13 protein-coding genes and 1 pseudogene are annotated in these 13527 nt (G+C 70.6%); 3 read left to right on the top strand and 11 right to left on the bottom strand.

From position 1 onward, the window contains the following. The coding region (locus tag EP26_RS36460; RefSeq protein WP_169747507.1) for an MFS transporter at positions 1–1394 on the top strand (1394 nt) is incomplete at its 5' end. A 759-nt stretch (positions 1395–2153) separates the two neighbouring features. Here the strand turns inward: EP26_RS36460 and EP26_RS26950 are convergent. The 6 genes from EP26_RS26950 to pcaDC form a co-directional block, all read right to left on the bottom strand. Further along, positions 2154–3146, bottom strand: a complete 993-nt coding sequence (locus tag EP26_RS26950; RefSeq protein WP_043343543.1) for an SDR family oxidoreductase — start codon at positions 3144–3146, stop codon at positions 2154–2156. A 39-nt stretch (positions 3147–3185) separates the two neighbouring features. Then, positions 3186–3956, bottom strand: a complete 771-nt coding sequence (locus EP26_RS26945; protein ID WP_043343541.1) for an SDR family NAD(P)-dependent oxidoreductase — start codon at positions 3954–3956, stop codon at positions 3186–3188. An 81-nt stretch (positions 3957–4037) separates the two neighbouring features. After that, positions 4038–5384, bottom strand: coding sequence for a 3-carboxy-cis,cis-muconate cycloisomerase (pcaB, locus tag EP26_RS26940; RefSeq protein ID WP_043343539.1), 1347 nt, complete (start codon positions 5382–5384; stop codon positions 4038–4040). 4 nt (positions 5385–5388) lie between these two features. Continuing rightward, positions 5389–5931 (bottom strand): protocatechuate 3,4-dioxygenase subunit alpha, encoded by a 543-nt coding sequence (gene pcaG, locus EP26_RS26935; protein WP_043343537.1) that lies wholly within the window; start codon positions 5929–5931, stop codon positions 5389–5391. Then, positions 5928–6623 (bottom strand): protocatechuate 3,4-dioxygenase subunit beta, encoded by a 696-nt coding sequence (pcaH, locus tag EP26_RS26930; protein WP_043343534.1) that lies wholly within the window; start codon positions 6621–6623, stop codon positions 5928–5930. The genes pcaG and pcaH overlap by 4 nt, the downstream gene beginning before the upstream one ends. Further along, entirely contained in the window at positions 6620–7768 is a 1149-nt protein-coding gene (gene pcaDC / locus EP26_RS26925) for a bifunctional 3-oxoadipate enol-lactonase/4-carboxymuconolactone decarboxylase PcaDC (RefSeq protein ID WP_043343533.1), read from the bottom strand. The genes pcaH and pcaDC overlap by 4 nt, the downstream gene beginning before the upstream one ends. Before the next feature lie 135 nt (positions 7769–7903). On the opposite strand from pcaDC, the gene EP26_RS26920 reads away from it, so the two are divergent. Beyond that, positions 7904–8722, top strand: a complete 819-nt coding sequence (locus tag EP26_RS26920) for an EAL domain-containing protein (protein ID WP_043343531.1) — start codon at positions 7904–7906, stop codon at positions 8720–8722. A gap of 43 nt (positions 8723–8765) precedes the next feature. Here the strand turns inward: EP26_RS26920 and EP26_RS26915 are convergent, their stop codons facing one another. The 5 genes from EP26_RS26915 to EP26_RS26895 form a co-directional block, all read right to left on the bottom strand. Further along, on the bottom strand, positions 8766–9380 hold the full coding sequence (locus tag EP26_RS26915) for a 2-dehydro-3-deoxy-6-phosphogalactonate aldolase (RefSeq protein WP_043343530.1): 615 nt from the start codon (positions 9378–9380) through the stop codon (positions 8766–8768). Continuing rightward, entirely contained in the window at positions 9377–10261 is an 885-nt protein-coding gene (locus EP26_RS26910) for a 2-dehydro-3-deoxygalactonokinase (RefSeq protein ID WP_043343528.1), read from the bottom strand. Before EP26_RS26910 ends, EP26_RS26915 begins: the two co-directional genes overlap by 4 nt. A gap of 58 nt (positions 10262–10319) precedes the next feature. Further along, the gene (locus EP26_RS26905; RefSeq protein ID WP_043343546.1) at positions 10320–11396 is read right to left on the bottom strand and encodes an OmpA family protein; all 1077 of its coding nucleotides are present in this window, start codon (positions 11394–11396) and stop codon (positions 10320–10322) included. An 85-nt stretch (positions 11397–11481) separates the two neighbouring features. Next, the gene (locus tag EP26_RS26900; RefSeq protein ID WP_043343525.1) at positions 11482–12267 is read right to left on the bottom strand and encodes a nucleotide-binding protein; all 786 of its coding nucleotides are present in this window, start codon (positions 12265–12267) and stop codon (positions 11482–11484) included. Beyond that, positions 12264–13157 carry a flagellar biosynthesis protein FlhF gene (locus EP26_RS26895; RefSeq protein WP_043343524.1) on the bottom strand — a complete coding sequence of 298 codons (894 nt, stop codon included), beginning with the start codon at positions 13155–13157 and terminating at the stop codon, positions 12264–12266. The genes EP26_RS26900 and EP26_RS26895 overlap by 4 nt, the downstream gene beginning before the upstream one ends. Before the next feature lie 127 nt (positions 13158–13284). Between EP26_RS26895 and EP26_RS33850 the strand changes: the two are divergent. Next, positions 13285–13527 (top strand): annotated as a pseudogene (locus tag EP26_RS33850) (IS110 family transposase); the annotation flags it as partial.

The raw sequence follows: 13527 nt of genomic DNA, 5'->3' as shown, positions 1-13527 counted from the left end.
ACTCGGACGTGAAACACCCCAGCGCCCATGGTACTGCAGCTCAAGCTGCGGGAGAGTCGGTCGCCGCCGGGCCACCCAACAGGATCAGTGAACCGAAACCCCTCCAGCATTATCCGATGCTGGGGGGGTTTTCGTATCTACATGACCCTTGCTTCTCACGACTTCGTGAGTATACGATGCGGCTGCCGCTTGAAGCGAAAGCAAGCGGTTTCCCCTTGCAAGGATTGCCGATCGTGCTCGGTTTGCGCCCATTCGGGTTGCTCACGCTTCACTATGCCCTCTACCAACTTGCCGTCGCCATGGCTGGTGGCTTTGTCGGCGCCTTTTTGCTGCAGCAGGGTTTCAGCCTGCCAGCCGCCCTCACCGCTTATGCGGGAATGCTGGTCACCCGCTTCGCGCTTCGCCTGTTCGCGCTCGAGATCGTGCGTCGGATCGGCTTTCGCCGTGCGATGATGCTCGGTGCCGCCCTGGGTGCCATGCAATTCATCCCTCTCATGCGGGCCGCCGAGCCGGTTTGGTTCATCGCCTGGATCGGCCTCGTCTCCCTAGCGGAGTGCCTCTACTGGCCGGTTCACCACGCGTCGCAGGCGGTGATCGGCGGCGAGTCGCGCGGCCGCGAGATGGGGATCAAGACCGCGGTCGGCGCTCTGGTCGGCGTATTGGGGCCGCTGGCCGGCGGGACCTTGTTGGCGCGCTGCGGCCCGACCGTAGATTTCGCCATTGCCGCAGCGCTGACTCTGGCTTCCATCTTGCCGCTTTGTTGGTTGGGCAGGATTCCGGCTGGCCCGGTTCCCGGTTTGTCCGACTCGCTGTTGGCAGTCGATCGCGGCGCCACCGCGACCTTCGCGGCCGACGGGTGGATGTCGGCTGGCCTTGGCATCGCCTGGCCGATGGTCCTCTTCCTGGCCCTCGGGTCGCATTACGAGGCTTTCGGCGCCGCCAATGCCGCAGCTGGCCTAGTTGGCGCGGTAACCGGCCTGGTCTGCGGCCGCGCCATCGACCGGGGCGAACGCGACCGGTACCTTGTCCTCGTCTGCCTGGCGTTGGCCTTCGGCTTCGCGCTGCGTGTGGGGGCCGGCTGGTCGCCATTGGCCGCCGCCTTGGCCAATGCGACCGGTGCTGCCGTGGCGGGCCTATACCTGCCGGTGCTGATGAGCACGATCTACGACCGGGCGAAGCGTTCGGGCGAGGCCTATCGCTTCCATATTGCCGCCGAAGCCGGCTGGGATGTCGGCGCGGCCTCCGCCTGCCTCGCCGGCGCCCTGCTAGCCTGGGCGACGGGCCTGCCTTCGCTCGCCGTGTTGCCCGCGGCGCTCGGCATCCTTGGCATCTATGCCGGGGTACGAAGCCCCCGTGCAGCGGCACCGCTCGCGCCTTCAGCCAGGGCCGCCTGACTAGGTCCGGCGGTCCGCGGCGTCCCTCATCCGGCTTCGGCTGGCAAGGCAACCGGCCTTGCTGCGGCCCGTTCGGCCATGGCATCCCCATTGAAAGAGGCGTGCCATGCTGACCGCTCTCCTCATCCTGTTGGCCGTGGCGATCCTGGTGATCGTGCTGCAACGCCTCGAATTCCGCAGCGTCTTCCCCCGTCGCCGCGGCCCGCGCGGCTGATCAGGCGTGCCGGGCAGCGGTAGCGGCCTCACCCAGGCCGACAGGGAGGATGTGGAGAGGCTTTCCGCTTTCCTGTCATTCACGGACCGCCGAAGGGTCGTTGTGTCACAAGCTGCCAGACGGTTTCGAGGCCCGCGAGGTCGTCGCCGATCTCGGCTACAGCTCCGGCTTCCTGATGGCGATCCTCGGCCGGATGCAACTCTTCCCAGCAGACCATCGTCACCGTGCTGCCGGTGATGGTGGCCGCTTCCTGAACGAAGGCTCGGCGCCACGGCGCACCTCTGGGTCATGGTCTTCGCCGGCAAGGAGTGGCTGGCGCTGCTGGCGTAGGACGTGTCGGCCGGCTTCCCCATCGCCTTGGTCGCCTAGATTCGTGCCTCCGTCAGTCAGAGCGATATTGGGGTCATCCAGGCGGTGACCTATGCCATCGCGCTCGGCGGAATCATTCGGCCGGCGCTGATCGGCGACATCCTCGGCAGCGCCGGCCTCTTCGCCCCGCTTCCCCATGCGCAGGCGCAGCAAGAGGTTTGACGGAAAGAGGCCGCCTATGGCTGCCCCGACCCGCCTGCCGCGCCGTAGACCTGGCCGGTCGCATAGCTCGCATCGGAAGCGGCGAGCTGAACATAGATGGAGGCCAGCTCCGCCGGCTGCCCCGGCCGGCCCATCGGCGTGGTGCTGCCGAACTTCTCCAGCTTCTCCATCGTCGCCCCGCCGCTCACCTGCAACGGAGTCCAGATCGGCCCAGGCGCCACACCATTGACGCGGATGCCCTTCGGCCCGAGCTGCTTCGCCAGCGACTTCACGAAGCTCGTCGTCGCCGCCTTGGTCTGCGCGTAATCGTAGAGCTCGGCCGAGGGATCGTAGGCCTGCTCGGACGTGGTGCCGATAATCGCCGCCCCCGGCGGGAGATGCGGCAGCGCCGCCTTGATGAGCCAGAACGGCGCGTAGATGTTCGTCTTCATCGTCGCGTCGAAATCCTCGGTGGTGACGTCGAGGATCGAGGCCCGCGTCTGCTGCCGCGCCGCGTTGCTGACGAGGATGTCGAGCCCACCGAGCCCGCGCACCGCATCGGCGACCAGCCGGTTGCAGAAGCCCTCGTCGCGCAGGTCGCCCGGCAGGGCGATGCCGAGCCGTCCCTCCGCCTTGATCAGCGCGATCACCTCACCCGCATCCGCCTCCTCGCTGGGGAGGTAGTTGATGGCGACATCGGCACCTTCCCGCGCATAGGCGATGGCCGCCGCGCGTCCCATGCCAGAGTCGCCGCCTGTGATTAGGGCCTTGCGCCCGGCCAGCCGGCCGGAGCCGCGATAGCTTGTTTCGCCATGATCCGGCCGCGGCTCCATGTGGCTGGCGAGGCCTGGCCAGGGCTGCGACTGCTTCTGGAAGGGCGGCTTCGGGTAGCGCGTCGTCGGGTCGGTCATCGGCTGCGCGGTGTCCCGCGGCTGCGCTTGCGCCGAGGTGGAGGCCGCTGCCACGGCGAGGCCGAGCCCGGCGCTGCCGACGGCCTTGCGCCGCGACATGGAAGTGTCGTCGTTCATGCTGATCTCGCTTTGTCGGGCTTCGTCGGGCCGAACGTGTCAGGCGCCGCCCCAGTTCATCGTCAGCCCGCCATCCATCACCCAGGTCTGCCCGGTGACGTAGTCGGCCGCGTCAGAGGCGAGGAAGACGGCAAGCCCCGCGATCTCCTCCGGCCGGCCGGGGCGGCGCCAGGGGATCGCCTTCATGCTTTCCTCGCGCGCCTTGGGGTCGTCCATCCGCTTCTGCGTCATAGGCGTCTCGATCAGGCCGGGCGCGATGGCGTTGACGTTGATCCGGTCGCCGGCGACCTCCACCGAGAGGCTGCGGACCAGCGAGTTGAGCCCTGCCTTCGCCCTACCATAAGGCGCGCTGCCCGGCGTCGGCAAATGCCCGGCAACAGATCCGGTGAAGACGATCCGCCCGGCCCCGCCATCGGCACGGCGCTGGCGGATGAAGGCGCGGGCGCAGAAGAGCGGGCCCATCAGGTCGGTCCGCAGCACCTGCTCCATCTTGGCATCGTCCATGTCCGCGACGGGCATGCCGCTCATCCCCGTCCCCGCATTGGCGAAGAGGATATGCGGTGCACCCAGCGCCCGCGCCGCGCCGTCGAACAGCGCTTGGACGGAGGCCGGGTCGCCCACATCCGCCTGCGCCACATGCGCGCGCCGTCCGGCAGCCTCGACGCGCCGCCGCGTCTCGCCGGCGCCATCGGCATCGCTGTGATAGGCGATGGCGACATCCGCCCCGGCCCGCGCGAAGGCCTCGGCCGCGGCCTGGCCGATTCCACTATCGGCGCCGGTGATGACGGCGATCCTGCCCTGCAACATCATGGCTCGGTTCCTCTCCTCGCTTCGAGGAGAGGCAACTCACGGCGCCCGCCTGGGCGCCATGACATGACGGAGAGGGCAGCGCTAACGCAAACGGCCGAGCACTCGGTCGATGAAGGCCTCGGCGCTGCCGAGATAGCCTGAGGGATCTGTCAGCCGGGCGATCTCCGCCGCCGGCAGCCGCCCCTTGACCTCCGCCTCCGCCATCAGCGCCTCGGCCAGCGGGATGCGTTGGGCCAGCGCCACGTCACAGGCATGGTTGACGGCATGATGCGCCGCCTCGCGCCCGAGCACCGGCGCCAGCCCCATCATCACCGCCTCGGCGACGATCAGCCCGCCAGTGCTCTCGAGGTTGCGCCGCATGCGCGCGGCATCGACCGTCAGCCCCTCAGCCAGCACCCGCGCCTGGGCGAGCGCGCCATGCGCCAGCAGGAAGGCTTGGCCGATCGCCAGCGGCTCCGCCTGCCAGGGGCCAGTGCCGCGCTCCTGGTCCTGCGCCATCGCCGCCTGCATCTGCGGCACCAGGGCATGGACGCCACGCGACTGGGCGATGATGTACTCGCAGGAGATCGGGTTGCGCTTCTGCGGCATGGTGGACGACCCGCCGCGCCCCTCCTGATGTGGCTCGGCGACCTCCGCCACCTCGGTCTGCATCAGCAGGATGACGTCGGTGGCCATCTTGGACAGCGCCCCGCAGAGCAGGCCGAGGAAGGAGACCGCCTCGGCGATGCCGTCCCGCGCCACATGCCAGGGGATATCCGGCAGGGCGAGGCCGAGCTCCTGCGCCAGCTCCTCCTGCACGGCGAGCCCTTGCGCACCGAGCGAGGCCAGCGTCCCCGCCGCGCCGCCGAATTGCAGCCGCTCCAGCCGCGGGCGGAGCTGGTCCAGCCGCTCCACCATGGTGATGAGCGGCGAGAGCCAGACCGCGACCTTGTAGCCGAAGGTGACGGGCAGCGCGTGCTGGAGATGCGTCCGCCCCGCCATGACCGTGCCGCGATGCCGAGCCGCCAGTGCCGCCAGCCCCGCATTCACCGCCAGCAGCTCGGCGCGGATAAGGTCGAGCCCGGCGCGCATCTGCAACACCACGCCGGTGTCCATGATGTCCTGGGTGGTCGCGCCCCAATGCGTCCAGCGACCCGCCTCCGGCCCCGCCAGCCGGCTGAGCTGCCGCACCAGCCCGACCACGGGATAGCCCGTGTTCCGCGTCGCCGCCGCCAGCGCCGCGAGGTCGAGCCGCTCCGCCCGGGCCGCCGCGGTGATCGCCGCCGCAGCCTCCGCCGGCACGATGCCGAGCCGCGCCTGGGCGCGCGCCAGCGCCGCCTCCACGTCCAGCATGTGTTGCAGCAGCGCCATCTCGCCCATGCAGGCGCGCATGGCCTCCGTCCCGTAAAGGGCGCCGAAGACGGGGCTGTCGGCAGGATTCACGGGCATCGCATCAGACCTCAAAGAACACCGTCTCGCCCTCGCCCTGCAAGCGCAGGTCGAGCCGCCACACCCCATCTCCGGCCTGCTGCGCGAGGACGGTGCCGCGCCGCCCGGCCGAGATGGCGTTGAGGATCGCATCCTGCTCGTTCAGCTTCTCGCCGGCGAAGTAGAGCCGGGTGACGAGTTGCTTCAGCAGCCCGCGGGCGAAGAGCGAGATAACGACATGCGGCGCCTGGAAGGCGTTCCCCTCCGCCCGCACCGGCCCCGGCTTCAGCGTGACGAAGCGGAAGCGCCCGTCCTTGTCCGTGCCGCAGCGGCCATAGCCATGGAAGTCGCCATCGTAGCTGCCCGCCGGATCGGCCTGCCAGATCTCCACCATGACATCGGCGCAGGGCGCGCCGTCGCCATCGGTGACCGTGCCCTCGATGGTGATGCGCTCGCCCTCGATTGCCGCATTCGGCCCGCTGGAACGCAACAGGTCGGCCCATTCCGGGAAGTCGATCAGGTGCCAGTAGGGACCAGCTGTTTGAGAGGCCGTGGCAGGCAGGCTCATGCCGGGTTCTCCATCGGCGTCGCATCCCGCCCGCGCAGCACGATGTCGAAGCGGTAGCCGAGCGCATAGTCCTGTTCTGTTATGTCGAGGTCGAAGGCGGCCACCAGCCGCTGCCGCGCCGCCGGGTCGGGGACGCAATTGAAGATCGGGTCGAGCGCCAGCAGCGGATCGCCCGGGAAGTACATCTGGGTGATCAGCCGCTGCGCGAAGCCGGCGCCGAACAGGCTGTAATGGATGTGCACCGGCCGCCAGGCATTGTGGTGGTTGCGCCAGGGATAGGCGCCGGGGCGGATCGTCGTGTAGCGGTACCAGCCCTCGGCATCGGTGAAGACACGGCCCTCGCCCTTGAAGTTGGGGTCGAGCGGCGCGTCGTGCTGGTCGCGCTCGTGGTTGTAGCGGCCCGCGGCATTGGCCTGCCATACCTCGACCATGGCGCCGGGCACCGGCCGGCCATCCTCGTCCAGCACCCGCCCGGCGACGGCGATGCGCTCGCCCTGCGCCTCCCAACCCGGCCCCTTGGCCAGGTTGTGGGTCGTCTCGTAGAGCGCCGGCCGCATGCGTGGCGCACTGGTCTCGGTCAGCGTCTGCGGGATGCGCAGCAGGGGCTGCTTCGGATGACGTTTGTGCGTGCTGCCGTATTCGGGCGCGTCGTAGGGCGGCTGGGTGCCCTGGGCGGGCTGCCGGTAGCTCATCCCTCCATCTCCTTCAGGATGTCCTTGGCGAGGCGGAGGGCCGTGTTGGCCGTCGGCACGCCGGCATAGGCGGCAACCTGGAGCAGCACCTCGCCGATCTCCTCCGCCGTCACGCCGGTGTTGCGCGTCGCCCGCACATGCAGGCGGAATTCGTCATGGTGGCCGAGCGCGGCCAGCACGCCGAGGCAGAGCAGGCTGCGGTCGCGGTGGGAGAGGCCCGGCCGCGTCCAGACCCGGCCCCATACGCCTTCCAGGATGAAGTCGCGGAAGGGCAGGTCGAGCGGCGTCAGCGCCGCCTCGGAGCGATCCACATGCGCATCGCCCAGCACCCGCCGCCGCACCGCCATCCCGGCCTCGGCGGCATTGTCGGGCAGGGCCGTGGCGAGCTTCATATGGGCGAGGACGGCGCGCGTCATCGCCTCCTCCCGCTCGAGATTGGGAATGTGCCCCGCCTCGGCGATGACGACGAGCTTGCTCTCCGGAATCGCCGCATGGATCGCCTGCGCCGCCGCGACGGGCGTCGACTCGTCCCGGTCGCCGACGATGACCGTCGTCGGGCAACGCACCCGCCACTCGGCGGGCGGGGCGAGGTCGCGCAGCGCTGCGGCGCAGCCAAGCCAGCCGGCGGGGTCGGTCGCCAGCAGCATCCGGCGGAGCCCCTTCGAGGTGGCGAGCGAGCGGTCCACCACCCAGCGCCCGAGCGTCGCATCGGCGACGGCCGCCATGCCGCCGGCGGCGACGGCATCCATCCGCCCCTGCCAATTGGCCGGCCCGCCGAAATCGAGCGCGGTGTCGCAGGCCATGACCGAGAGCACCCGCTCCGGTGCCTGCACCGCCATGCGTAGCGCGACATGCCCGCCGATGGAGACGCCGCCGACATGCGCCGCGCCGATGCCGAGCGCCTGCAGCAGCGCCAGCGCGTCCTTCACCAGCCGGTCCATCGTATAGGAGCCGGGCGTCGCCTCGGTCAGCCCATGGCCGCGCATGTCCATGCGGATGACGCGATGGCGGCGGGCCAGCGCCTCCGCCTGCGGGTCCCACATGTGCAGGTTGGTGCCGAGGCTGTGCAGCAGCAGCACCGGTGCGCCTGAGGCCGGGCCCGAAACCTCGGCATGGACGGCGATGTCGTCGAGCTGGATGAACATCCGTGTCCCTCTCCCTGGCGGAGGCTCGCCCGCCCGCCCGGACCGGTCAATGGCCCCGGCCGAGGCCATCACATGCCGGTGATTTTGGTGAAGTGCTGAAATAGATTATCAACCAAACGGTAGTATATTGACGATATGGAGCTTCCCGCGACGCCATCCCCACCGATCGACAAAGCCCGCGAGGCCGCATCGGCCTGCGCCGGTTGCCGCGAAGGAAGCGGCCTCGATTTCGAACTCGCCATGGCCTTCCAGCCAATCCTCGATGCCGACCGCGGCGGACAGGTCCTGGCGCAGGAGGCGCTGGTCCGCGGGCCGCAGGGCCAGGGCGCCGGCTGGGTGATGGATCAGGTTTCGCCCGGAGGCCTCTACGCCTTCGACCAGGCCTGCCGCGTTGCCGCCATCGAAGAAGCGAGTCGCCTTCGCCTGGCCGAGACCGGCGCCCAACTCGCCATCAACTTCCTACCGAACGCCGTCTACAACCCTGTCGCCTGCATCCAGGCGACGCTGCGCGCTGCCGAGCGCACCGGCTTCCCACTCAACAGGCTGATCTTCGAGGTCAGCGAGCGGGAGCGGGTGCAGGATCCGTCCCACTTGCTCCGCATCTTCCAGGCCTATCGCCAGATGGGCTTTACCCTGGCGATCGACGACTTCGGCGCCGGCCATGCCGGGCTGGAATTGCTGGCCGACCTGCCGGTCGATCTGGTGAAGCTGGATATGGGCCTTATCCGCGGCTGCGACACGCATCGCCGCCGCCAGGTCATCCTTGCCAGCATCATCGCCGCCTGCCGGGAGCTGGAGGTGCAGGTCATCGCCGAAGGCATCGAGACCGCCGAGGAATGGACGACGCTCCGCGAGATGGGCATCAGCCTGTTCCAGGGCTATCTCTTCGCCCGTCCCGGCTTCCGCAACCTGCCTGTCCCGGCGGCGCTCTCCACCCTCACGCCCTTGGCATGAGTAGTCCCGAAGCGCCATTGATGCGTCCGCCGCCCGTGCGGCCTTAACCGATCGCCGCCCGCAAGGCCGCTGCCCGCTGGCCCACCGCCGCCGCGGAGTCGCCCGGCTTGTAGAGCGAGGAGCCGATGCCGAAGCCGGTCGCCCCGGCCACGCGCCAGGCCGGGATGGTCTCCACCCCCATGCCACCCACGGGCAGCACCGCCGTGCCCTTCGGCAGCACGGCGAGCATCGCCTTCAGCACGGCGGGCGAGGCCGCCTCGGCCGGGAAAAGCTTCACCGCATCCGCCCCCGCCGCCAGCAGCGCGAAGGCCTCGGTCGGCGTGAAGAAGCCCGGCGCCGCCAGCATGCCGAGGCGCTTGGCCTGCCGTACCAGCGACACGTCGGCATGGGGCGTCACCAGCAGCCGTCCGCCAGCCTCGGCCACCTCGGCCAGTTGAGCCTCCGTCATCACCGTCCCCGCGCCGACCAGCGCCCGGTCGCCGCAATGGGCGGCCATGCGGCGGATGCTCTCGATCGGCTCCGGCGAGTTCAATGGCACTTCGAGGATGGTGATGCCGGCGCCGACCAGCGCCTCGGCGACGGGCACCGCCTCATCCGGCGTGATGCCGCGCAGGATGGCGACGAGCGGGCAGCGGGCCAGCCATTCTTTCAAACTCATTGCAGCGTCTCCGCGATCAGCACCAGGCCGCGCAAGGCGAGGTGCGGGTCATGCAACCGGTGCTCCAGGCCGAAGGCGCCGAAAGCCAGCGCATAGGCCCGGGTGAGGGTTGCCGAGCCGGCCAGGTGGATTGGCCCGTCCGGCCGGCCATCCGCCAGGGCCGCCGCCACCTCATGCCCGATCAGCAGGCCGGAGAGATAGCTGCCGGTCGCCTCCGCCGTCAGCTCCCCCATCAGCCCAAGCCCTCGCGTGCCGAAGAGATGGTGCAGCAGCCCGCCCGGCTCCCGCGCCCGGGCCACGCCACGGAGGAAGGCTGCCTCGTCGGTGGGCGCGTCCTTCGCCAGCCGGCCGAGGATGCTGTGCTCCAGCAGCACCGCCCGTACCTCGCCGGTCATCTGCGTGGCGAAATGCGCGATGCGCCCGCCGGAGAGCCGCGCCCATTTGGCATGCGTCCCCGGCAGGCAGGCCAGGGCCTCGGCCGTGCCGAGCTCCGCCAGCAGGCCGATGAGCTTGGTCTCCTCGCCCCGCATCACATCCGGCACCCCGCCCGCATCGCGCGTGGTAAGGCCGGGCACGAGCAGGCAGCGCGCGCCGTCGAAGGGAAGGGAGGTCAGGGCGGCAGCGATCTCGGCCGGCCCGGCCGGGCAGGGGAGGTAGGGCGCCTCCACCCAGCCCTGCCGGCTGCCGACCATGCCGCAAAGCAGGACGAGGCGCTCGCCCTCGGCGAGCCAAGGCCCGATGGCGGCCGAGAGCGCCGCCGGGAAGCCGCCTTCTGGGACGGAGAGGATGCCCCCCTCGCTCTCCCGCCGGTCGAGGATGGTGCCGCCGGGGGCGAGGCGGTAGGCGCGGAAGGCGGTGGTGCCCCAGTCGATGCCGATCATGCGGGAGTCCTGCGCTGCTCCGCGGCCGGATGCAACGCAGGATGCGTCCCGTGAATGGTCAGCGGAGCACGATCTCCACCCGCCGGTTCTGCGGCTCGCGCACGCCGTCGGCAGTCGGCACCAGCGGCCGGCTCTCGCCATAGGCGGTGATGCCGATCTCGTTGCGGCTGATGCCCTGCCGCACCAGCTCCGCCGCCACCGCCTGCGCGCGGCGCTCGGAGAGGCGCTGGTTGTATTGCGGCGTGCCGGAGCGGTCGGCATGGCCCGCGACCTCGATTTTCGTCGAGGAGACGCGCCGCGCTGCGCCAGCCGCCTCGCTGATGATCTGCCGCGCCCGGTCGGTCAGGTCGGCGCGGTCCCAGTCGAAGAAGACGAGATAGGTGCGGGCGATCTCGGGCTGCGCCGGCGCGACCGGCGCCTCGACCACCGGCGGCGGCGGCGCGGGCTGGTTGAAGGCATAACGCAGGCCGAAGAGCAGGCTATGGTTCTCGCCCTCCGGCCGGTACTTGCTGGGCACGCCCGGGGCGCCCGGCCCCGCCGTCCGCGCCACCTGCAGGTCGGGCTGCATGGCGTCGAAGTAGCGGTACTCGACCGTCAGCGCGAGGCCCGGCGCAACACCAATCGCGCCGCCGAGGATCGCCTGCCAGGCGAATGAGCCGCCCGTGTCGTCGATCAGGTACCGGCTACCGCCCGTGGCGAAGCTCGCCCGGCTGTACTCGGTCCAGGCATAGCCGGCGCCGGCGCCGAAATACGGTATGAAGCGGTTCGGCGCGATGCCGAAGCTGGAGAGGTCGAAGTCGAACATCAGGTTCGCCATGGCACCGTAGCGGTTGACATAGCCGCTGCGGCCGGCCGCGACGTCATTGAAGGACAGCCGCTTGATCTCCTGGTTGCGGTAGTTGCCCTCGACCTCCGCCCGCACCCCGTTGCCGAAGCCCCAGCCGATGGAAGCGACCGCCGCCACGCCGATATCGTTGTCATGGACGTGGATGCCGCGATTGCGGTTGTCGAGCCAGTTGTTGAGCCCCGCACCGGCCCCGACATAGAGCCCGGAGACCGGCTGGGCCCGGCCGGCGACAGGCATGGCGACCGCGGCTATCAGGGCGGTGGCGAGCAGGGACTGGCGCAAGGTCATCGGCAACTCCGCAGGCATGGGCAATCCTGCCGGACCAGCAGGAGAGCCGTTTCCGCTTGTCGCTTAATCCCGATCGCGCCGCACATCAAATAGCCGGGTGCAAATTTCCCGCCGGGCGCGATGCGCCATTCATCAGGGCGGCGAGCTGCCGGATATCCTCCGCAGCCACGGCGACGGGATGCCGCGTCAGCAGCGGCACCTGATGCCGGATCGCCTCCGGCACCCGTCGGTCCCGCCGGATGATGCCAGCGAGCGGCACCCCGGCGCCGAGGAAGCGCGCGCAGGCCGTCTCCAGGCTGCGCCACACCCGCTCCCCCGCCGCCGCATCCTCGGCCAGGTTGACTACCACGCGCTGATCGCCCCCCGGCCGGTCCCGCCGATGCAGCTTCAGCACCGCATAGGCATCGGTGAGGCTGGTCGGCTCCCCCGTCGCCACCACCAGCAGCGTATCGGCGAGCGCGGCAAGGCCCCGCACCGCCGGCTCGATCCCCGCACCGCAATCGAGCAGCACGACATCCCACTGCGCCGCCGCCTCGCGCAGCATCGCCCTGAACCGCCCAAGCGCCGCCTCCCCGAGGCCTGTCAGGCTGGTGCAACCGGACTGCCCCGGCAGCAGGTCGAACCCCGCCCCATGCCGCCGCACCGCCGCGGCGAGGCCCAGCCTCCCCGCCAGCACCTCTCCCAGATCCGGCCCTGGCGGGAGGCCGAGCTGCACGTCGATATTGGTAAGGCCGAGATCCGCATCGACCAGCAGCACCCGCCGGCCCGCCTCCGCCAGCGCCTGCGCCAGGCTGATGGCGAGCCAGGTCTTGCCGACACCGCCCTTGCCCGAGGCGATGGCGATGATCCGGCCCGATTTCGCGTCACTCATGCCGCACTGTCCATACGAAGGGGCCCGGCCAGGCGCTGCGCCAGCCAGGCGGGATCAACCGAGCTCAACCCATCGGCGACGCCAGGCCCGATGCCGGCCTCGCCGAGCGCCAGCCCCGCCGCTGCCGCCGCCAATACCCCACCGAGCCGCCGGGCCCCGTCCAGCCGCGTCGGCAGCAGATGCCGTGCGCCCAGCGCCATGAAGGCGGCCGCCGTCTCCGCCGCCTCCGCCGGGTCGAGCCCGGCCGGCATCACCACCACCATCTCCGCCCCGATGGCGAGCGCCATCGCCCGCAGCCAGGCCGCCTGCACCGCATCGAAGGGGTCGCACCCCGCGCTGTCGACTAGCACCGGCTGTCCGGCGGCTCGCCGCGCCAGCGCACGCGCCAGCATCTCCGGCTCCGTCGCTACGGCGAGGGACAGCCCGAGCACCCGCGTGAAGGCTGCAAGCTGCTCCGTCGCCCCTGCCCTCAGCCCATCCGTGCTGGCCACCAGTGGCGCCGCCCCGCCGAGCACCGCGCGCGTCGCCAGCTTGGCGCAGCTCAGCGTCTTTCCCGCCCCCGGCGGCCCGACCAGCATCAGCGGCCGCGTCCGCCCATCCGGCAGCGGCGCGAAGCGCAGCGCCGCCGCCAGCCCCTCGGCCAATGGCCCCGCCGCCAGCCGCGCCGCCAGCGCCGCCGGCAGGTTGTGCCGCGCGAGCGAGGGCGAGGGCAGGGGCGGCGCGACCGGCGCCACCACCACCGGCTCCGCCGCGCGGTCGAGCGCCGCCGTCACCTCCACCCCGCCCTTGACCCGGCGGCTGTCGAGGATGACGGCGTCCGGCCCCAGTTCGGCCCGTACCGCCGCCATCGCCTCCGTCATCCCCGCCGCTTGGAAGAGCCTAAGGCGCATGGGCTAGACCGTCGCCACGGTGCGGATGCGGCAGCGCGGATGGATTTCGGTCTGATGGTGTGGACGCCCCCCGACGGCATCAATGTGCCAAGGTGAAGGTGTCAAGCTATCACCAGGGGAGGCGTCCATGGGGCAGGCTAACACAATCGGGCTGGATATAGCGAAGCGGGTATTTCAAGCACACGGGGCGGATGCGACCGGGCGGGTGGTGTTCCGCAAGCGCCTGATGCGGGCCAAGGTGCTCGAGTTCTTCGCGGCGCAGCCATCCTGTCTGGTCGCCCTGGAAGCTTGTGGCGGGGCGCATTATTGGGCGCGCGCGCTTGGCAAGCTGGGCCACACGGTGCGGCTGATCCCACCGGCTTACGTGAAA

This window comes from Belnapia moabensis DSM 16746 (assembly GCF_000745835.1).
In the GTDB taxonomy this organism is placed as follows: Bacteria; Pseudomonadota; Alphaproteobacteria; order Acetobacterales; family Acetobacteraceae; genus Belnapia; species Belnapia moabensis.
The sequence above is the reverse complement of the archived record's forward strand: the minus strand, read 5'-3'. Positions and strand labels throughout refer to the sequence as shown.